Genomic DNA, 18,740 nt, shown 5'->3' on the forward strand with positions numbered 1-18,740 from the left:
GTCACACCCGGTAGCCGGAACGGTTCACGGTCTCGATCACCGGCGGGTCGCCGAGCTTGGCCCGCAGCCGATTGATCGTCGCCTTGACGGTGGTGGTGAACGGGTCGGCCGCCTCGTCCCACACCCGGTCGAGCAGTTCCTCGGCGGAGACCACCCGGCCCTGTGCGGTGAGCAGGTATTCGAGGACGGCGAACTCTTTCGGGCTCAACGACAGGCGCGCGCCGGCCCGGGTCGCGAGGCGTTGCCCCGGATCGAGCCGCAGGTCGCCGTGCACGAGGATCGGCGGTGCGGCCGGGGTCGTGCGGCGGCCTACTGCCCGGATGCGGGCCACGAGTTCGGCGTACGCGAACGGCTTGGGCAGGTAGTCGTCGGCGCCCAGGCCCAGCCCCTCGACCCGTTCCGCGATCGTGCTCGAAGCGGTCAGCATCAGCACACGCGTCGGCGCCGCCCGGCCGACGAGGGCGCGGCAGACGTCGTCACCGTGGACCTCGGGCAGATCCCGATCCAGGACGACGACGTCGTAGTCGACGACGCCCGTGCGGTCCAGGGCGGCCGCGCCGTCGTACGCCACGTCGACGGCCATCCCCTCGCGCCGCAGCACCCGCGCCACCGAGTCGGCCAGCTCCGCCTGGTCCTCGACCACCAGCACCCTCATCGTCGAAAGGTTATCGGGGTCGCCGTCACAACGGGGTCACAGCGGAGCGGACCGTGCTGTGACCGCCCGCTGTCTACAACTGCTCCCATGACACCCATCATCGAGACGCGAGATCTCGGCAAGCACTACCGCCAAAAGGCGGCGCTGACCGAGTGCACTCTCCGCGTACCAGCTGGGCGAATCGTCGGCCTGGTGGGCCCGAACGGCGCGGGGAAGTCCACGCTGCTGGGGCTGACCTGCGGCCTGCTCGCGCCCACCACCGGAAGCATCGCCGTGCTGGGCGACCGCCCGGCCGCCGGAGCGGCCCAGCTCGCGAAGGTCGGCTTCGTCGCGCAGGACGCCCCGGTGTACGCCGGGCTGTCGGTAGCCGATCACCTGAAGCTGGGCCGGAAGCTGAACCCGCGGTGGGACATGGGCCTGGCCCGGCGGCGCGTGCAGCAGCTCGGCCTCGACCCGGCGCAGAAGGCCGGCCGGTTGTCCGGGGGCCAGCGTGCTCAGCTCGCCTTGACCGTGGCCGCCGCCAAACGAGCCGAGCTGCTGATCCTCGACGAGCCGGTGGCCTCGCTGGATCCGTTGGCGCGCAGCGCTTTCCTGCGGGACCTGCTGGAGTTCGTCGCCGAACTCGGGGTCAGCGTCGTGCTGTCCTCGCACCTGCTCGGCGACCTCGAACGGGTCTGCGACCACCTCGTCGTGCTCGCCGCCGGCCGGGTCCAGCTCGCCGGAGACGTCGCCGACCTGCTCGCCGAGCACTACCGGCTCCCCGCCGGGCAGGCCGATCCGGCTCGGCTGCCGGCCGGGGCGGCGATCATCCACGCCGACGACTCGGCCCGCGAGGCCACCGTCGTCGTGCGCAGCGCCGAGCCGATCCCGGGCGCGGCGCACGCCGACCTCGAAGACGTCGGGCTGGCGTACATGACGCGGGCGGCCATCGCGGCCGTGCGGGGAACGGAGGCACTGCGATGATCTGGCTCACCTGGCGGCAGTTCCGCACCCAGGCGACGGTCGCGGCCGGTGCGCTGGCCGTCCTGGCGATCTATCTCGTCATCCTCGGCAACCAGATGCGCCATGCGTACGCCGACGACATCGTCGGCTGCCTGGCCGACGCCTGCACGGCGGCCCGACGTGACTTCGAGGAGGCGTACGGGGTCCCGGTCGCGCTGGCCGGGGCGCTGCTACTCGGTGTGCCGGCGCTGATCGGCGTCTTCTGGGGCGCGCCGCTCATCACCCGGGAACTCGAAGAGAAGACCGACCGCATGGTCTGGAACCAGAGCGTCACCCGGACCCGCTGGCTGGCCGTCAAACTCACCCTGCTCACGCTGGCGAGCATGGCCGTCACCGGGCTGTACAGCCTGCTGCTCACCTGGAGCGCCGGCCGCTACGACCAGCTCGCCGGTGGTCGCTTCGCCGCCATGACGTTCGCGGCGCGCAATCTCGTCCCCATCGGGTACGCCGCCTTCGCGTTCCTGCTGGGCGCGACGATCGGCCTGCTCGTCCGGCGTACGCTGCCCGCCATGGCGCTGACGCTCGCCGTCTTCGCCGTGGTCCAGATCGTCCTGCCGATCACCGTACGCCAGCACCTCATGACCCCGGTCACCACGACCGTGCGGCTGGACGTCGAGGCGATGGGACGCTCGGACTTCATGGGCGTCGGACCCGACGGAGCCCGGATCGACGGCTACACGATGCCGGGCGCCTGGTCGCTGACGACCACGAGCAAGCTGTACAACGCGGACGGCACGCCCTACACCGCCGCGCAGACCGAGCAGTGCCACGGGAGCAACCAGCAGGAAGACATGGCCTGCACCGCCGCGCAGAACATCCACTTCAGCTACACGTACCACCCCGCCGACCGGTACTGGCGCTTCCAATGGACCGAGCTGGCGGTCTTCGGCGGCCTGTCGCTGGCCCTCGCCGCCTTCTGCCTTCTGCGCATCCGCCGCTACTCCAGCTGACCCGCCCCAACCACCCCCGCACGCTCCACTGACCGAGCGTGATCATTGCGTCAGCCATGCTGTTTGAACGGACAATTTGCTCCGTGAAACAGCATGGCTGACGCAATGATCACGAAGCGAAGGGTTGACGAATGTGGATGTGAGCGTTAACACTCCGGTATGTCCTCGTTCCCGCTCAGTCGCCGCGGCCTGTTCCGAGCCGCCGGAGCGACCGCCGCCGCGGCGGTGCCCACGCTGGAAACCACCGCAGCCCAGGCTGCAGCAGCCCAAGCCGCGGTGCCGCCCGCGCGTTCCGACATCGGTGTCGGCGCGTACGCCTTCGAGCTCGGCCAGGTGCAGCTGACCTCGGGCCGCCTGCTCGACAATCAGAACCGGACGCTGGCCTATCTGCGGTTCGTCGACGTAGACCGGCTGCTCTACAACTTCCGGGCAAACCACCGGCTCTCGACCAACGGCGCCGCCGCCACCGGAGGCTGGGACGCGCCGACGTTCCCGTTCCGTACGCACGTCCAGGGTCACTTCCTGACCGCTTGGGCGCAGGCGTACGCCGTCCTCGGCGACACGACCTGCCGGGACAAGGCCGCATACATGGTCGCCGAGTTGGCCAAATGCCAGGCGAACAACGGCGCGGCCGGATTCGCCGCCGGCTACCTGTCCGGCTTTCCGGAGTCGGATTTCACCGCCTTGGAGGCGGGCAACCTGTCCAACGGAAACGTGCCGTACTACGTCATCCACAAGACCCTCGCCGGTCTGCTCGACGTGTGGCGCTACCTCGGCAGTACGCAGGCCCGAGACGTCCTGCTCGCGCTCGCGGGCTGGGTCGACACGCGTACCGCCCGGCTCGGCTCGGCGCAGATGCAGTCGGTGCTCAACACCGAGTTCGGCGGGATGAACGCGGTCCTGACCGACCTGTACCAGCAGACCGGCGACGGCCGCTGGCTCACCGCCGCCCAACGCTTCGACCACGCCGCCGTGTTCACGCCCTTGGCCGCCAACTCCGATCAGCTCAACGGCCTGCACGCCAACACCCAGGTGCCCAAGTGGATCGGCGCCGCCCGGGAGTACAAGGCCACCGGCACGACCCGCTATCGCGACATCGCCGTCAACGCCTGGGCGATGACCGTCAACGCGCACAGCTACGTCATCGGCGGCAACAGCCAGGCCGAGCATTTCCGGCCCGCGAACGCCATCGCGGCGTACCTGAACCAGGACACCTGCGAACACTGCAACAGCTACAACATGCTCAAGCTGACCCGCGAGCTGTGGCAGCTGTATCCGGATCAGGCGGCGTACTTCGACTTCTTCGAGCGGACGCTGCTCAACCACGTCGTCGGCGCGCAGAACCCGGCCGACGGCCACGGCCACGTCACCTACTTCACCCCGCTCAACCCGGGTGGCCGCCGGGGAGTGGGACCGGCCTGGGGCGGCGGCACGTGGAGCACCGACTACACCACGTTCTGGTGTTGCCAGGGCACCGGTGTCGAGGTCAACACCAAGCTGATGGACTCGATCTACTTCTACAGCGGCACCACGTTGACCGTGAACCTGTTCGTCCCGTCGGTGCTGACCTGGTCGCAGCGCGGGATCACGGTCACCCAGACGACCACTTACCCGGTCGGCGACACCACGACGCTGACGGTCACCGGCAGTCTCAGCGGCTCCTGGTCGCTGCGCGTACGCATCCCGGCGTGGGCGTCGGGGGCGACCGTCGCCGTCAACGGCACGGTCCAGAACATCACCGTCACGCCGGGCGCGTACGCGGTGCTCACGCGATCTTGGACGACCGGCGACACGGTGACCGTACGCCTGCCGATGCAGGTCGCCGTACGCCCGGCGAACGACAACGCGGGTGTGGTCGCCCTGACCTACGGCCCGTCGGTGCTGGCCGGGAACTACGGCAACTCGACGCTGTCGGCGCTGCCGGCGCTGACGACGTCGTCGGTCACCCGGACCAGCACCAGTTCGCTGGCGTTCACCGCGACCGCCAACGGGGCGACGGTCAACCTCGGCCCGTTCTCCGACGCGCAGGGCTTCGCCTACACCGTCTACTGGAGTACGGACTCCGCGAGCTACCGCCTGGTCAACGCGGCCAGCGGCCTCGTCCTCGGGGTGCAGAACATGTCGACCGCCGACGGCGGGCTCGCCTTGCAGTGGACGGACAACGGCACCGCCGACCACAACTGGGAGCTGATCGCCGACGGTTCGGCCGTACGCCTCCGCAACGTCAACAGCGGCAAGGTGCTCGGCGTACAGAACATGTCCACTGCGGACGGCGCGGTCGTGCTGCAGTGGACGGACAACGGCACCGCCGACCACCGGTGGACGATCGTCGACAACGGCGACGGCACGCACAAGCTCCGCAACGCCAACAGCGCCAAGCTGCTGGGCATTCTGAACGGCTCGACCGGCACCGGCGCGCAAGCCGTCCAGGACTCGGACAACGGCACGGCGGACAACCTGTGGCGGTTCCTTCCGAACGGCGCTCGGCGTATCCAGAATCTCGGGAGCGGGCTCGTGCTCGGCGTACAGAACATGTCCACAGCGGACGGTGGGCTGGTCGTGCAGTGGGCGGACAACGGCACGGCCGACCATCTGTGGACCGCGGTGCCCGACACCGGCGGCTACTTCCGGCTGCGGAACGCGAACAGCGGCAAAGTCCTGGGCGTGGAGGGCGCGAGCACCGCGAACGGTGCGCGAGCGATGCAGTGGGCCGACAACGGCACCGCGGACCACCGCTGGCGGTTGCGGTACGGCGCGAACGGCTACTTCCGGATCCAATGCGCCAACGGCGGCCGGGTGCTGGGCGTCTCCGGCGCGTCGACGGCCGCGGGCGCGCAGATCGTGCTCTGGGACGACAACGGCACCAACGACCACCTGTGGCGGTTCGTCTGACGACGGATCCGCGAGGACGGCCAACGTTTCGCGTTTCCGGGAAAACGTCCCCTCCGGGGCCATAGGAGGCCGCGTTATCCGGGAAAACGCGACACGATCCGCGAGACTGGTGATTTCGCCGATGCGCGGCGGGCGGTGTTCGTCAACATTCACTCCCTAGACCTCCGTCGGAAGGGAACCGTTGGTGACGCCGCCCCGCCTCCGTCCCCGCAACCGCGCCGAATGGCTGCTCGCGATCCCCATCGTCGTCCCGTTGCTGATCCCGTTGTACAACCGCGTCGATCCCGTCCTCTTAGGCGTGCCGTTCTTCTACTGGTTCCAGATCGCCTGCGCGGGGCTCGCCGTCGTCGTGATCACCCTCGTGCACCGGCTCGGCCGGGGGCGGCACTGAGATGACCGCCGATCGGATCACCGAGATCACGCTGTTCGTCCTGCTGCTCGGCGGCATGCTCGCGCTCGGCTACAGCGCCGCGCGCTGGCGACGCCCCAAGACAGTGGACGCGCTGGAGGAGTGGGGCGTCGGCGGCCGTGCCTTCGGCAACTGGGTCACCTGGTTCCTGCTCGGCGGCAGCATGTACACGGCGTACACGTATGTCGCCGTCCCAGCCGTCGTCTACGGGACCGGTGCCGTCGGCTTCTTCGCGGTGCCGTTCGCCGTGATCTGCGCGCCGCTCATGTACTTCCTGAGCACGCGTACCTGGTCGGTGTCGCACGCGCACGGCTTCGTCACCTCGGCCGAGTTCGTCCGCGCCCGGTTCGGCTCGCGTACCCTCGGCGCGCTGGTCGCGCTCACCGGCATCGCGGCGACCATGCCCTACATCGCGGTCCAGCTGGTCGCGCTGAAGGCCACGTTCACCACGATCGGCTTCTCCGGCGAATGGCCGCTGCTGGTCGCGGTCACCGTCGCCTCGGTCACCACGTTCAAGTCCGGCCTGCGGGCGCCGACCCTCCTGTCCATCTTCAAGGACCTGCTGCTCGTCTGGCTGGTCCTGATGATGCTCGCGATGATCGCGCTCACGGGCGGGTTCCAGGCCGCGTTCACCACGGCGAGCCAGCGGTACGCCACGGACGCGTCCGCCGTCAGCAACCTGCTGCTGCCGGAGAACGGGTACCTCGGGTACCTGACGCTGGCCGTCGGGTCGGCGCTGGCCGTCTTCGTCTACCCGCACGCCGTCACGGTCATCCTCGCGGCGAAGGACCGGACCGCGATCAAGCACAACGCCGCCGCCTCCCCGGTCTACTGTCTCGCCCTGGGCCTGTTCGCCCTCCTCGGGGTGTACGCGATCGGCCAAGGCGTCGTCCCGCTCGACGGCGACGTCAACACCATCACTCCGCAGGTCTTCCATGACGTCTTCCCGACCTGGATCGCCGGCATCGCGTACGCCACCATCGGCGTCGCCGCGCTCATCCCGGCGGCGGTCATGTCCATCGCGACGGCGAACCTGTTCACCCGCTGCATCTATCGCGAGTACCTGCGACCGGAAGCGACACCGGCCGAGGAGGTGCGGGTGAGCCGCTACCTGTCGCTGCTGGCCAAGGTCGGCGCGGCACTGTTCATCGTGCTGCTCGACCCGGCGTTCTCGATCGACCTCCAGCTCGTCGGCGGCGTCCTGATCCTGCAGACCGTCCCGGCCGCCCTCGTCGGCCTCTATACCGCCTGGCTGCACCGCTCCGCGCTCATCGCCGGTCTGCTGACCGGGCTCGGCTCGGGAGTGCTGATGCTCTACCTGATCCCGCAACGCGCCGCCGACGGCCGCGTCCTCAAGGCGCACTTCGGCGGATCGAGCTGGCCGTTGCGGTGGCTCGGCCTCGACTCGCCGGCAACCGTCTACGTAGGACTCGTCGCGCTCGCCGTCAACCTCGGGGTCGCCGTCGTCCTGACCGTCGTCCTGCGGGCTCTGGGCGTACCGGGTGGGCGGGACGCGACCAGCCCGGACGACTACTACGCCGACGCCGGGGACGAGGACTTCCAGCGCCTCGGCGATCTCGTGGACGGCGAGCAGCGTACGGCCGTCGGCGCGCACGCGCGAATTTAGGAACGGTCGTTCTTGACTGATCGTTCCTAATCTTGCTACCGTCTTCGCATGGGACGGCCGAGAGCGTTCGACGAGACCGAGGTCATCAAGGCGGCGGCGGAGCTGTTCGCCGGCCGGGCCTACGACGGCGTGTCGGTCGACGACCTGGTGACCAGCCTCGGAGTGCACCGCAACAGCCTCTACAAGGTGTTCGGCAGCAAACGAGGGCTGTACTTGGCGGCGTTGCGCTGGTACCTGACCGAACAGGTCCAGCCGATGCTGACCGGCCTCCGGAGCGGGCCGGATCCGGCGGCCGAGCTGCGGGCGCTGCTCGGTGGCACCGATCGGCACGACCTCGACCTGCTGCTCTTGGCGGTGGTCGAGCGGGCCCCGGTCGACCAGGAGGTCGCCGACCTCGTCGCGGAGGCGTTGCGAGACCTGGACGCCACCGTGGCGAAGGCGCTGCCGGGGCAGCCCGGCGACGACGAGATCGCGGTCGCGTTGACCGCCACGATCCTCGGCCTGCGGTTGCGGGCTCGGGCCGGTGGCGTCCCGCCGGAGGCCGGAACCGTTCTGCTGCACCACATTCAGTCACAAGCATGAGGAGACCCATGGCACAAGTAAGCGTCGACGCCGGCACCCTGGTCGTCGAGATCGAGGGCATGGACAAGTTGTGGGCGCTCAAGAGCCGGCTGGAGATCCCGTTGGCCAACGTCCGGGGCGCCACCGCCGATCCCGGCGTCATCCGGGAGTCCAAGGGCATCCGCACCGCCGGCACCTACATGCCGGGCGTCATCACCGCCGGCACCTTCCGCGTGGACGGCGAACGCATCTTCTGGGACGTCCGCGACCCGGCGAAGGCGGTCGTCATCGAGCTGCGCGACGAGCGGTACGCCCGGCTCATCGTGCAGGTGGACGACCCGAGGGCGACGGTGGCGATGATCGAACGAAGCATCCCGGCGCCGCGCCCCTGACCGTGCTGCTCAGGTCGTGCGGGGGTGGATCTCGTCGCCGGGGTCGGGATCGATCAGCAGTCCGGCCTGATATCCGATGAACCGGTACGCCACCTGCCGCAGCGGCCACATCACCCAGGGCCGGTCGGCCGACGCGATCGTCGCCCCGTCGGCATGGGCGCTGATGCCCACCAGCACCCAGGAGTGGGAGGTCGACAGCACGGTGATGGCGGTCTCCGACGTCGGCTTCGCCAAGGTGTCCCGGACGATGTCGGCGGTCTCGTCGTCGGCGTACAGCACCGCCCACAAGCTGGCGACGGCGTCGCTGTCGTCGGTCCGGTAGGCCGCGTGCACCGTGAGGATGCAGTGCTCGCGGTTGAGCGGCGAGTCCTCGGCCAGCACCCCGTCGCAGCCACGCTGATCGCCCGCGGCGGTACGCGTCAGGACGTCGTCGTTCATCTCGAGGACGGCGGGAAAGATCTCCTCCGCCTTGACGCTGCTCGGATAGGTCTTGGAGATCGCCACCGGGACGGCCGCGATCAGCAGCGCCGCCGCCAGGACCCCGGCGATCACGGTGAAGTGACGCTCGACCGCGGGCGCCTTCCGGCCGACCAGCACCAGGAGGAAGACGACGGCCAGTGCCGCCCCCACGGCGCCGGCCGCCCACAGCAGTCCGTCGCCGAACTGATCGGCGCCCGGCCCTTCGAGGATGTCGGAGAGGCTCTTGCGACGGCCCGGGATGAACATCAGCGCCACCAGTGTCGTGACGGCGCACAGCGTGAAGAGGATTCGCCGGGTGGTCTGGCCGACCAGCTTGCTCACGGCGACGGTGGTGCCGATGAGGACGGCGGGCAGGGCGACGACGAGCCAGCCGGCGATCACCATGCCCTCGGTGGCGCACGCCGTCGCGTCGCAGGCGTATGCCAAGATCATCGGGCGTACGACGCCGCCCAGCAGGGCGTAGCCGATGAACGCGGCGAACAGCCCGACGAGCATCCCGAGCCCGCCCAGCCAGGCGAAGCGGGACGGCTTCTTTGGGGCTTTCGGCTTCTTCTCGCCGACGTAGTCGATCGGGCCCGGGTTCGTCACGGCGACGATCTTACGAGGCCCGCGCTCGTGGGTATCTGATGAGGAGGGCGGCCAGCACGATCTCGTCGCCGACCGCGGCGTACACGTGGGGCACGTCGGAGACCCAGGAGTAGTGCTCCCCGGCGCGGACCTCGTGGGGTGCGTCGGCCGGCCCGGTACGCAGCGTGCCGGCGTACACGGTGAGGTGTTCGGTGACGCCGCGCGGATGCGCAGGTGAGTGCTGCGTCCGTCCGGGGTGCACTTCGAGCCGGTAGAGCTCCGAGGTGACGCCGGGGTCGGTGAAGACCTCCAGCAGGGTTCCCCGGACGGCGGCTCCTGGGACGAACGCGGGCGCCTGATCGCCGCCCGGATCGGTGAGCAACGCGGCGAGCGGCACGTCGAGCTGCGCCGTGATCGCGTACAGCGTTTCCAGGGTGGGGTTCCGGGTGCCGTTCTCCAGGCCGGACAGCGTCGCCTTGCCGATCCCGGCCGCGCGGGCCAATGCCGACAACGTCAGGCCCCGTTCTTCCCGGAGCCGGCGGAGGCGCTGACCGACGGCCACGTTCGTCGGATCGGGACTGGCGGGCGGTGGGGCCATGCGGCTATGGTGCCAGAGTCGAGCGTTCCGTATACGGAACGACGCTGGTGAGGGGATGAGTCGTGGGGAAGTCCGTGCAACCGTTGCTGGCCGGGGTCGTCACCGCGCTCGTCGGCTTCGCCAGTTCGTTCGCGGTGGTACTGGCCGGGCTCCGCGCGGTCGGCGCCGACGACCGGCAGGCGGCCTCCGGCCTCTTCGCGTTGTGCATCGGCATCGGGGTGACCGCGATCCTCCTCTCCGTACGCCGCCGGATGCCGATCACCATCGCCTGGTCGACGCCGGGCGCCGCGTTGCTCGTCTCGACCGGTCCGGTCGCCGGGGGATTCGCCGCCGCCGAGGGCGCGTTCCTCGTCGCGGGGATGCTGATCGTCGCAGCCGCGTTGTTTCCCGTCCTGAGTCGCTGGATCACCGCCATCCCGGGGCCGATCGCCTCGGCCATGCTGGCCGGCGTACTGCTGGAGCTGTGTCTGGCACCCGCGCACGCGGTCGTGCAGGTGCCCTGGCTGGCGGTCCCGGTCGTGCTCGTCTGGGCCGTGCTCTATCGCTTCGCGCGGGCCTGGGCGGTGCCCGGAGCGCTGGTGGCGGCGATCGCCGCGATCGCCCTGGCCGGGACCGACCGGCCGCTGTCGGGCGGCTTGTGGCCGGAGCCGGTGCTGACCGCGCCCACCTTCACCGCGTCCGCGCTGATCAGCATCGCCCTGCCGCTGTTCCTCGTCACGATGGCGGCGCAGAACATCCCCGGCATTGCGGTGCTCGCCGGATTCGGCTACCACCCGCCGATCCGTCCGCTGCTGGCGGCGACCGGTGTCGCGAGTATCGCCGCGTCGCTGTTCGGCGGGCACGCGCTCAACCTCGCCGCGATCAGCGCCGCGCTGGCCGCCGGGCCGGAAGGCGGTCCGGACCCCAAGCGCCGCTGGATCGCCTCGGCCACCGCGGGCGTCGGCATGATCGGGCTCGGCCTGGCCGGGGGACTGGCCATGGCCCTGGTGACCGTGTCACCGCCGATCCTCATCGAGGCGGTCGCCGGGCTGGCGCTGCTCGGCGCGTTCGCGAGCGCGCTCGTCGCCGCCGTCACGCCGGTGGAGGGTCGCGACGCCGCCATCGTGACGCTGGTGGTGACGGCCTCCGGGATGAACCTGTTCGGCGTCGGCGCCGCGTTCTGGGGCCTGGTCGCCGGTGGCCTCATGTACCTGTTGCAGCGCCGTCGTCCGGTGCGGCGGAGCGCCGACACGGCTCAGCCGGTGATCGAGACACCGTCGGCGCAGGCCGGGGCCGAGCCGGTGGTCGGCGCGGGACTCCGCCGGTGACCGACCCCGGTACTGGGTGATGCGTTCGGGGGGTGGGGAGAGATCAACTAGCCCCCGAACGCATCACCCGGGAGATCCGGACCCAGGCGTGCACCCGTTCCATGAGCAGCGCCAGGCCGAACCCCGGCCCGCGCGCACACCGCGGTTCTTCCGGTAGATTGCCGGTCGATGATCTCCGACATCCATCCGGCGTGGCTGCCCGCCGAGGCCTTCCGCGCGCTCGGCTCCCGGCGGGTCCAGGTCCGCGGCGACGGCCTGCTGCTCGACACGGTACGCGCGGAGGTGGCGGCCGCCTGCCGCCGGTTCGGTGGGGCGCCGGCCGACTCGGGTCCGTGCGACCTGTCCTTCGCCGTCTCCTCGCAGGCGGACCTCGCGCCCGAGGAGTTCACCTACGCCCGGGGCCACGGGGTGACCGTGGTCCGGGCGGCCGACCCGGCCGGGCTGCTCCACGGGTTCTTCCACGTCGTACGCCAGGGGGAGCGCGCGTTCGCCGGAGACTTCGACGAACGGCACGCCCCGGCCCTGCCGATCCGGCTGGTGTCCCATTGGGACAATGTGGACGTTCATCCGGTGATGGGCCAGGTCGAGCGGGGGTACGCCGGAGGCTCGATCTTCTGGTCGGCGGGCCGCCTGCGGGAGGACCTGAGCCGGGTGCGGGCGTACGCCCGGCTGCTGGCCGCCGGTGGGATCAACGCGGTGGCGATCAACAACGTCAACGTGCACGAGACCGAGGCGCACCTGCTGACCGACCGGATCGGGGAGGTCGCCGCGCTCGCCGAGCAGTTCCGGGCGTACGGGATCCGGGTGCACCTGAGCGTCACCTTCGCCGCCCCGATGGCGCTGGGCGGGCTGCCGACCGCCGATCCGCTGGACGACCGCGTACGCGCCTGGTGGGCGCAGGCGACCCAAGCCGTGTACGCGAGAATCCCGGACTTCGGCGGCTACGTCGTGAAGGCCGACTCGGAGGGGCAGCCGGGGCCGTCCGCATACGCCCGCAGCCACGCCGATGGAGCGAACCTGCTCGCCGAAGCGCTGGCCCCGTTCGGGGGCGTCGTGCATTGGCGGGCCTTCGTCTACAACCACCGGCAGGACTGGCGCGATCGGTCGACCGACCGGGCGCGGGCGGCGTACGACCACTTCGCCCCGCTGGACGGCCGGTTCGCCCCGAACGTGATCCTCCAGGTGAAGCACGGCCCGATGGACTTCCAGGTACGCGAGCCGGTGTCGCCGCTGCTCGGCGCGATGCCGTCGACGCGGGTCGCGGTGGAGGTCCAGGCGACCCAGGAGTACACCGGGCAGCAGCGGCACGTGTGCTACCTCGGTCCGATGTGGAGCGAAGTGCTGCGGTTCCCGTTCGCGCGTCCGGTCGCCGAGCTCGTCCACGGCATGGTGACCGTCGCCAACGTCGGCGACGACCCGTTCTGGACCGGGCACCCGCTCGCCCAGGCCAACCTGTACGCCGCCGCCCGGCTCGGCTGGGACCCCGCGCTCGACCCGCTCGCGCTGCTGGACGAGTGGATCGCCCTGACCTTCCCCGGGCACGACCCGGCATTGCGGGAGGCGTTACGGGCGATCATGGACGAGTCGTGGCAGGCGTACGAGCGCTACACCGCGCCGCTCGGCGTCGGCTTCATGGTGCGGCCGGGCCACCACTACGGGCCGGACGTCGACGGATACGAGTACACGCCCTGGGGCACCTACCACTTCGCCGACCGCGACGGGATCGGCGTCGACCGGACCAGGGCCACCGGGACGGGGTTCACCGGGCAGTACCCGGCGCCGTGGCGCGACGTGTTCGAGTCGCGCACCGACTGCCCCGACGAGCTGCTGCTGTTCTTCCACCACGTCCCGTACGCGCACCTCCTGCGCAACGGCGCGACCGTCGTGCAGCACATCTACGACACGCACTTCGCCGGGGTCGACCGCGTCGAGGCGATGATCCTGCGGTGGCAGCAGGTCGCGGGGTTGGTGGACGAGGCGGTCGCGGCCCGGATCTCCGAGCGCCTGGCCGAACAGCTCCGGTCGGCGGAGGAGTGGCGGGACCAGGTCAACACCTACTTCTACCGGAAGTCCGGCGTACCGGACGCGCGCGGCCGCCGGATCTACTAACTGACCCGGGTCAACGCCGGGGCCGCTTCGGCTGCCGGGTGGTTTGGCCGCCGCGAACCGGCGGGCCGGCCTGGCCTTCGCGTACCGGGGCATGCTTGCGGCGGAGCAGGTCGAAGCAGAGCACGGCGGCGGCGGTCGCCACGTTGAGCGACTCGACGCCGCCTTCGAGCGGGATGGCCACCCATTCGTCGACCAGCGCGGCGGTGGCCCGGGACAACCCCTCGGTCTCGTTGCCCAGGACGAACGCCGCCTTCGGGGCGAACACCCGGTCGTCGTAGAGGCTGCGCCGGGCGTCCCCGTCGAGGCCGTAGATCCGGAAGCCGGCCTCCCGTAGCGTCTCGGCCGACTCCGCGCCGGTCCGGGCCCAGATCACCGCCGCCCGATACGCGACTCCGGCGGACGCCTTGATGACCAGGGGATCGATGCCGGGGGAGCCGACCCGGGGCAGCACGATGCCGGACATCCCCGCTCCGGTCGCCGCGCGGATGATCATGCCGACGTTGGCCGGGTTGTTGACGCCGTCCAGGATCAGGACGCGGCTGGTTCGCCGGGACTGGGAGTCGCGGGCGAACTCGGCGATGTTGCGCATGCGCGGCGCGACGACGTCGGCGATGATGCCCTGGTCGTGTTTGCCGTTGCCGGCCAGCACCTTCACCCGGTGCGCGGTCGCGTGCTGGACGGGCACGCCGCGCCGATCGGCCAGATCCAGGATCCGGTCCAGGTTCTCGCCCCGGGCGGAGTCGGCCACGACGAGCTTGTCCACCTGCAGGTCCCGGTTCTGGAGGACCTCCAGCACCGGCATGCGGCCGTAGACGGTGATGAACGACTCTCGCGGGGACCGGTCGAGGCTCTCGGCCGGTTCTCGGTTACGCATCCGACCAGTATCCAGCGTCGCCGGTCACCGGCCGCACAGCCCCGCCGCCGGGCGTACTAGGCGTCCGGGTGTACTAGGCGGCCGGGCGCGACTCGGCGAGGACGAGCACGCCCGTGGGCTCCAGCCGCAGCACCGTCCCCTGCTCCACGCGTACGCCGGTGAGCAGGTCGACGCCCGAGACGACGGCGGGCGCCTCGACGGCGCTGCCGGAGTGGTTGAGCACGAACAGCAGCGGCGTACCGTCCGGCGTGACCCGGCGGGCCACCTCCACGTCCGGGATGCCGGCGTACGGGCCGATCAGGCCGTGGCGGTCGAGCACCTGGCGGACGACCCAGGACACGCCCCCCTGGTCCAGCCCCGCTCCGACGTACCACCCGTGGCCGTCGCCGAATGCGTTGCGGGTGACCGCCGGTGTTCCGGCGTACCAGTCGGCCTCGTAGACGCCGACGACCTCGGCGTCCTCCGGGAGGACGAGTTCGAAGAGCAGCCGGGCGTCGGCGGTCACCTCGTCGGCGAGCCGGACCGGGTTGGCGAACGACGCCTCGCGCGCGTCCCACTCGTCCACGCGTACGCCCATCAGCGCGCCGAGGGGACCGGGAACGTCCATGAGGAAGGCGTTGTCGTCGGAGTCGACCCGGCCGGACAGGTACGTCGTGACGACGGAGCCGCCGCGCTCGGCGACGGACTCCAGCCGGGCGGCGAGGTCCTCCTTGACCATGTGCAACGCCGGGGCGAGCACCACGTCGTACCCCGAAAGGTCGGCGGACACCGGGATGACGTCCACGTCGGCCCCGAGGTCCCACAGTGCCCGGTGGTACGCCAGCACCACCTCCTGGTAGCGCACCAGCCGCGACGGACCGTCCGACAACTCCAGCGCCCACCAGCTGTCCCAGTCGAACAGCAGGGCGACCCGGGCCGGCGTACGCGCGCCCAAAGTCGCGTCGCCGAGCCGGGCGAACTCCGCGCCGAGCTGCGCGACCTCGGCGAACACGCGCGTGTCGGAGCGGCCGGCGTGCCCGATGACCGCGCCGTGGTACTTCTCGCACGCGCCCCGGTTGGCCCGCATCTGGAAGAACAGCACGGCGTCGGCCCCGTGCGCGACCGCCTGCCAGCTCCAGAGCCGCAGGACGCCGGGCGGTTTGAGCGGGTTGACGTCGCGGCTCGCGGTGACGCTCGGGGTCTGCTCCATCAGCCAGAACGGCTGCCCGTCCTTCAGCCCGCGCATCAGGTCGTGGGTCAGCGCCATCCGAGCGGCCGACTTGTCGTCCGGCGGGTAGTTGTCCCAGGACACGAAGTCCAGGTGCGCAGCCCAGCGGTGGTAGTCGATCGGCCGGTACATGCCCATGAAGTTCGTCGTCACCGGCGTGCCCGGATCGGACTCGCGGATCGCCGCCTTCTCGTCGGCGAAGTTGGCGAGCATCGCGTCCGACATGAACCGCAGGTAGTCCAGGGTGATCCCCTGGAACGCGGTGTGGTCCGGGCCGCGCCAGTGCTCGGTCAGCGCCGACGGCGGCTCGATCTGGTCCCAGTCGGTGAAGGTGTGCGCCCAGAACGTCGTGCACCAGGCGTCGTTGAGCCGGTCCAGATCGCCGTACCAAGCGCGCAGCCAGTCGCGGAAACCGGCCGCGCACAGGTCGCAGTAGCACGCGCCGCCGTACTCGTTGCCGACGTGCCAGGCCACGATCGCCTCGGTGCCGGCGTACCGGTGGGCGATCCGGCGCGCCAGTTCGGCCGACAGCCGCCGGAAGACCGGTGAACTCGGGCACGAGTTGTGCCGCTGCCCGAACCGATGCCGGCGGCCCTCGAAGTCGACCCGGGTCACCTCGGGATGCGCCTTGGCCAGCCATGGCGGGTGCGCGCCGGTGCCCGTCGCCAGGCAGATCCGGCGGCCCTCGGCGACGGCCTTGCCGATCACCGCGTCCAGAGTGGAGAAGTCGTAGACGCCCTCGGCGGGCTGCGTGAGCGCCCAATCGAACACGCCCAGCGTCACCGTGTCGATGCCGGCCAGGTCGAACAGCCGGTAATCCTGCTCCCACACCTCTTTCGGCCACTGCTCCGGGTTGTAGTCGCCGCCGAACAGGATCTTCGCCGCGCTTGGCTTCACAGTGTGAACTCCTCGCGGATGTCGTCGGTCATCGCGCGGCTCGCCCGCAGCAGGCCCAGCACGAACAGGCTCGCCGTCAGCGCCAGCGCCGCCTCGGCGAGCAAGACCGTGACGCCCAGGGCCAAGACCAGCAGGCTCACCTGCGCCAGCGTGCCGCGCCAGCTGGCGATCAAGTGGTACGCCGAGAGCCGGGCGACGTCGCGGACGCGGAAGGCGAACAGCGACGTGATCACGAGGGCGTTGACGCCCCACGCGACGGCGATCGCCGCCACGGCCAGCAGCAGCCCGGCCCACCAGACGGGCACCCCGGCCGCCTCGCGATGCGTGACGATCACCCCGACGACGGTCAGCCAGGCGAGCAACGGCGTCCACACCCGCAGCACACCACCGGCGTTGACCCGATACCCCCGCCAGTACGCCGCCGCCGGCCGCAGGTCGGTGATGTCCCCACGCCGGTGGTGCAAGGCATAGAGGGCGGCCGCGGCGGCCGGTCCGACCGGGAGCGCGCAGAGCGAGGCCAACGGCAGGTTGCTCGCGTCCCGGTCCAGCAGCAGGAGCAGGACGTATCCGGGCGCGACGCTGACGAGCAGGAGCCCTTCGACGACCAGAACGGTGTAGACGAACGCGGTGATCCGGGAGAGCGGGCCCGCCCCGAACTCCCGCCGGGCGTCGGCTGTCATCGGGCGTCACCGCCCAGCAGCCGGCCCTCGTCCCACCACTGCGGAGTCTCGTCCGTCACCGGGCTGAGCTCCACCAGGGTCACCTCGTTGGCGTCCAGCCGGAGCTCCAGCTCGACCCGGCCGCCGACGACGGGGAGCCGGGCGTGGCGGCGTACGGGTTCGGCGGTCTCCCGCAGGATGTCGAGCTGCCGTGCGGTGGGCGAGGCCGGGCGGCCCAGCTCACCCCAGGCCGCCCAGGCGTTGCCCATGGTTTCGCTGACCGACGAGCGCAGCAGGAACGCCGCGCCCTGCGCCGGGGTCTGCGCCATGGGGGTCGACAGGGGGATCGACAAGCTGATCCGGTGCCCGGCGATGCCGCCGACCGGGCCGGTGACCTCCACGGGCGCCCAGGCCAGCACGGCGATGCGGCCCGACGAGTCCCGCGTGACCAGGCAGTCGTCGCCCTGGCACAGGATCGCGCTGCCGAGTCGCCGCAGGAAGGCGTACACGTGGAAGGTGGGTTTCTTGATCTGCCGATGCGTGAGCAGCCCGAAGCCGCCGTGGAACAGCGCGGCCGGCACCCCCGCCTCCTCGAACATGTCGCTGAACGTCCAGTAGGAGTACGAGTCGGCGTGCTCGCCGCCCCGCGCGATCACCGGCGCGAGGTACGCGGCGTGGAAGGCGGTGTCGTGGATGGGGTTGTCCGGCCGGTAGGAGGAGTTGAACTCCGTGATGTGGACGGGCAGGCCCTCGAACGGCGTGCCGCGCAGCTGCTCGCGGGGCTTGCCGAACTGCTCCAGCAGCGTCTCCGCGGGCGCGAGCGTCTGGTACACGCCGAACGGGACGTGCTGAGACGGCCCCGAGCTGTACGCGTGCCGGCTGACGAAGTCCACCGGGACGTCCTTGGCGGCGCAGAAGTCGGCGAAGCGCACCATCCAGTCGTCCGAGCCGGGCGAGATGGCCGGCCCGCCCACCTGGAGTCCGGCGTCGATCTCCTTGATCGTGGTCGCGGTGACCTGGTAGAGGTGGTGGTACGCGGCCTCGTCGGCGTCGCGCCAGAAGTCGTTGAGATTGGGCTCGTTCCACACCTCGATCGGCCAGGTGCGGACCTGGTCGAGCCCGTAGCGGTCGACGAGGTGGCGGACGGTGGCCCGGACCAGCTCGGCCCATTCGGCGTAGGAGGTGGGTGGGGTGACGTTGCCCTGCCACCAGAAGACCGTCTGGTCGCCGGAGGCCAGAGTGGACGGCATGAAGCCCAGCTCCACGAAGGGGGCGATGCCCAATTCCAGGTACGCGTCCACCACCTGATCGACGTAGGTGAACACGTGGCGGACGTCGCGGCGGCCGGCCCATTCGTAGGGCCGGTGCACGCCGACGGCGTCCCCGAGCAGCCCGTGGCCGCGGATGTGCCGGAAGCCGATCTCGCGCTGGATCAGCGCCAGCGAGTCCTGGTAGTCCCGCCGCAGGGCGAGCGGGAACTCCCCGGTGCCGACACAGAATCGCCAGGCGTCACTCAGCGTGCCGATGGGCTGCTCGGGAACGTGGACCGTCATC

16 protein-coding genes are annotated in these 18,740 nt (G+C 70.8%); 9 read left to right on the forward strand and 7 right to left on the reverse strand.

Translation table 11 applies throughout. The annotated features are described in order from the left end of the window. Nucleotide 1: 1 nt before the first annotated feature. A complete protein-coding gene (locus tag AB0H43_RS28390) occupies nt 2-655 on the reverse strand; it encodes a response regulator transcription factor (RefSeq protein ID WP_360004208.1) in 654 nt (217 codons plus the stop codon). Between the two features lie 87 nt (nt 656-742). On the opposite strand from AB0H43_RS28390, the gene AB0H43_RS28395 reads away from it, so the two are divergent. The 7 genes from AB0H43_RS28395 (at nt 743) to AB0H43_RS28425 (ending at nt 8,488) form a co-directional block, all read left to right on the forward strand. After that, nucleotides 743-1,618, forward strand: coding sequence for an ABC transporter ATP-binding protein (locus AB0H43_RS28395; protein WP_360004210.1), 876 nt, complete (start codon nt 743-745; stop codon nt 1,616-1,618). Then, nucleotides 1,615-2,607: a transmembrane transport protein gene (locus AB0H43_RS28400; protein ID WP_360004212.1), complete on the forward strand. Its 993-nt coding sequence runs from the start codon at nt 1,615-1,617 to the stop codon at nt 2,605-2,607. The genes AB0H43_RS28395 and AB0H43_RS28400 overlap by 4 nt, the downstream gene beginning before the upstream one ends. Nucleotides 2,608-2,766: 159 nt before the next feature. Next, complete coding sequence (locus AB0H43_RS28405; protein ID WP_360004214.1) at nt 2,767-5,499, forward strand: beta-L-arabinofuranosidase domain-containing protein; 2,733 nt, start codon at nt 2,767-2,769, stop codon at nt 5,497-5,499. A gap of 184 nt (nt 5,500-5,683) precedes the next feature. After that, nucleotides 5,684-5,890: a DUF3311 domain-containing protein gene (locus AB0H43_RS28410; RefSeq protein WP_360004215.1), complete on the forward strand. Its 207-nt coding sequence runs from the start codon at nt 5,684-5,686 to the stop codon at nt 5,888-5,890. Between the two features lies 1 nt (nt 5,891). Beyond that, nucleotides 5,892-7,535: a sodium:solute symporter gene (locus tag AB0H43_RS28415; protein WP_360004216.1), complete on the forward strand. Its 1,644-nt coding sequence runs from the start codon at nt 5,892-5,894 to the stop codon at nt 7,533-7,535. Nucleotides 7,536-7,583: 48 nt separating this feature from the next. After that, nucleotides 7,584-8,117 carry a TetR/AcrR family transcriptional regulator gene (locus tag AB0H43_RS28420; protein WP_360004218.1) on the forward strand — a complete coding sequence of 178 codons (534 nt, stop codon included), beginning with the start codon at nt 7,584-7,586 and terminating at the stop codon, nt 8,115-8,117. 8 nt (nt 8,118-8,125) lie between these two features. Next, nucleotides 8,126-8,488 (forward strand): hypothetical protein, encoded by a 363-nt coding sequence (locus tag AB0H43_RS28425; protein WP_360004220.1) that lies wholly within the window; start codon nt 8,126-8,128, stop codon nt 8,486-8,488. Nucleotides 8,489-8,497: 9 nt separating this feature from the next. Here AB0H43_RS28425 and AB0H43_RS28430 read toward each other — a convergent pair whose 3' ends face one another. Then, nucleotides 8,498-9,556, reverse strand: a complete 1,059-nt coding sequence (locus tag AB0H43_RS28430) for a hypothetical protein (protein WP_360004222.1) — start codon at nt 9,554-9,556, stop codon at nt 8,498-8,500. A gap of 10 nt (nt 9,557-9,566) precedes the next feature. Next, nucleotides 9,567-10,133 carry an XRE family transcriptional regulator gene (locus tag AB0H43_RS28435; protein WP_360004224.1) on the reverse strand — a complete coding sequence of 189 codons (567 nt, stop codon included), beginning with the start codon at nt 10,131-10,133 and terminating at the stop codon, nt 9,567-9,569. A gap of 62 nt (nt 10,134-10,195) precedes the next feature. Here AB0H43_RS28435 and AB0H43_RS28440 point away from each other — a divergent pair, with 62 nt between their 5' ends. Further along, entirely contained in the window at nt 10,196-11,440 is a 1,245-nt protein-coding gene (locus AB0H43_RS28440) for a benzoate/H(+) symporter BenE family transporter (RefSeq protein WP_360004226.1), read from the forward strand. 168 nt (nt 11,441-11,608) lie between these two features. Then, on the forward strand, nt 11,609-13,549 hold the full coding sequence (locus tag AB0H43_RS28445; protein ID WP_360004227.1) for an alpha-glucuronidase: 1,941 nt from the start codon (nt 11,609-11,611) through the stop codon (nt 13,547-13,549). A gap of 10 nt (nt 13,550-13,559) precedes the next feature. On the opposite strand, the gene AB0H43_RS28450 is transcribed toward AB0H43_RS28445, so the two are convergent. From AB0H43_RS28450 to AB0H43_RS28465, 4 genes are all read right to left on the reverse strand, one after another. After that, entirely contained in the window at nt 13,560-14,423 is an 864-nt protein-coding gene (locus AB0H43_RS28450; RefSeq protein ID WP_360004228.1) for an RNA methyltransferase, read from the reverse strand. A 73-nt stretch (nt 14,424-14,496) separates the two neighbouring features. Continuing rightward, entirely contained in the window at nt 14,497-16,527 is a 2,031-nt protein-coding gene (locus AB0H43_RS28455) for a beta-galactosidase (RefSeq protein ID WP_360004230.1), read from the reverse strand. After that, on the reverse strand, nt 16,524-17,207 hold the full coding sequence (locus tag AB0H43_RS28460) for a hypothetical protein (RefSeq protein WP_360004232.1): 684 nt from the start codon (nt 17,205-17,207) through the stop codon (nt 16,524-16,526). The genes AB0H43_RS28455 and AB0H43_RS28460 overlap by 4 nt, the downstream gene beginning before the upstream one ends. Then, complete coding sequence (locus tag AB0H43_RS28465; protein WP_360004234.1) at nt 17,204-18,739, reverse strand: xylan 1,4-beta-xylosidase; 1,536 nt, start codon at nt 18,737-18,739, stop codon at nt 17,204-17,206. The genes AB0H43_RS28460 and AB0H43_RS28465 overlap by 4 nt, the downstream gene beginning before the upstream one ends. Nucleotide 18,740: the final 1 nt, after the last annotated feature.

This window comes from Hamadaea sp. NPDC050747 (genome assembly GCF_040654195.1).
Taxonomy (GTDB): Bacteria; Actinomycetota; Actinomycetes; order Mycobacteriales; family Micromonosporaceae; genus Hamadaea.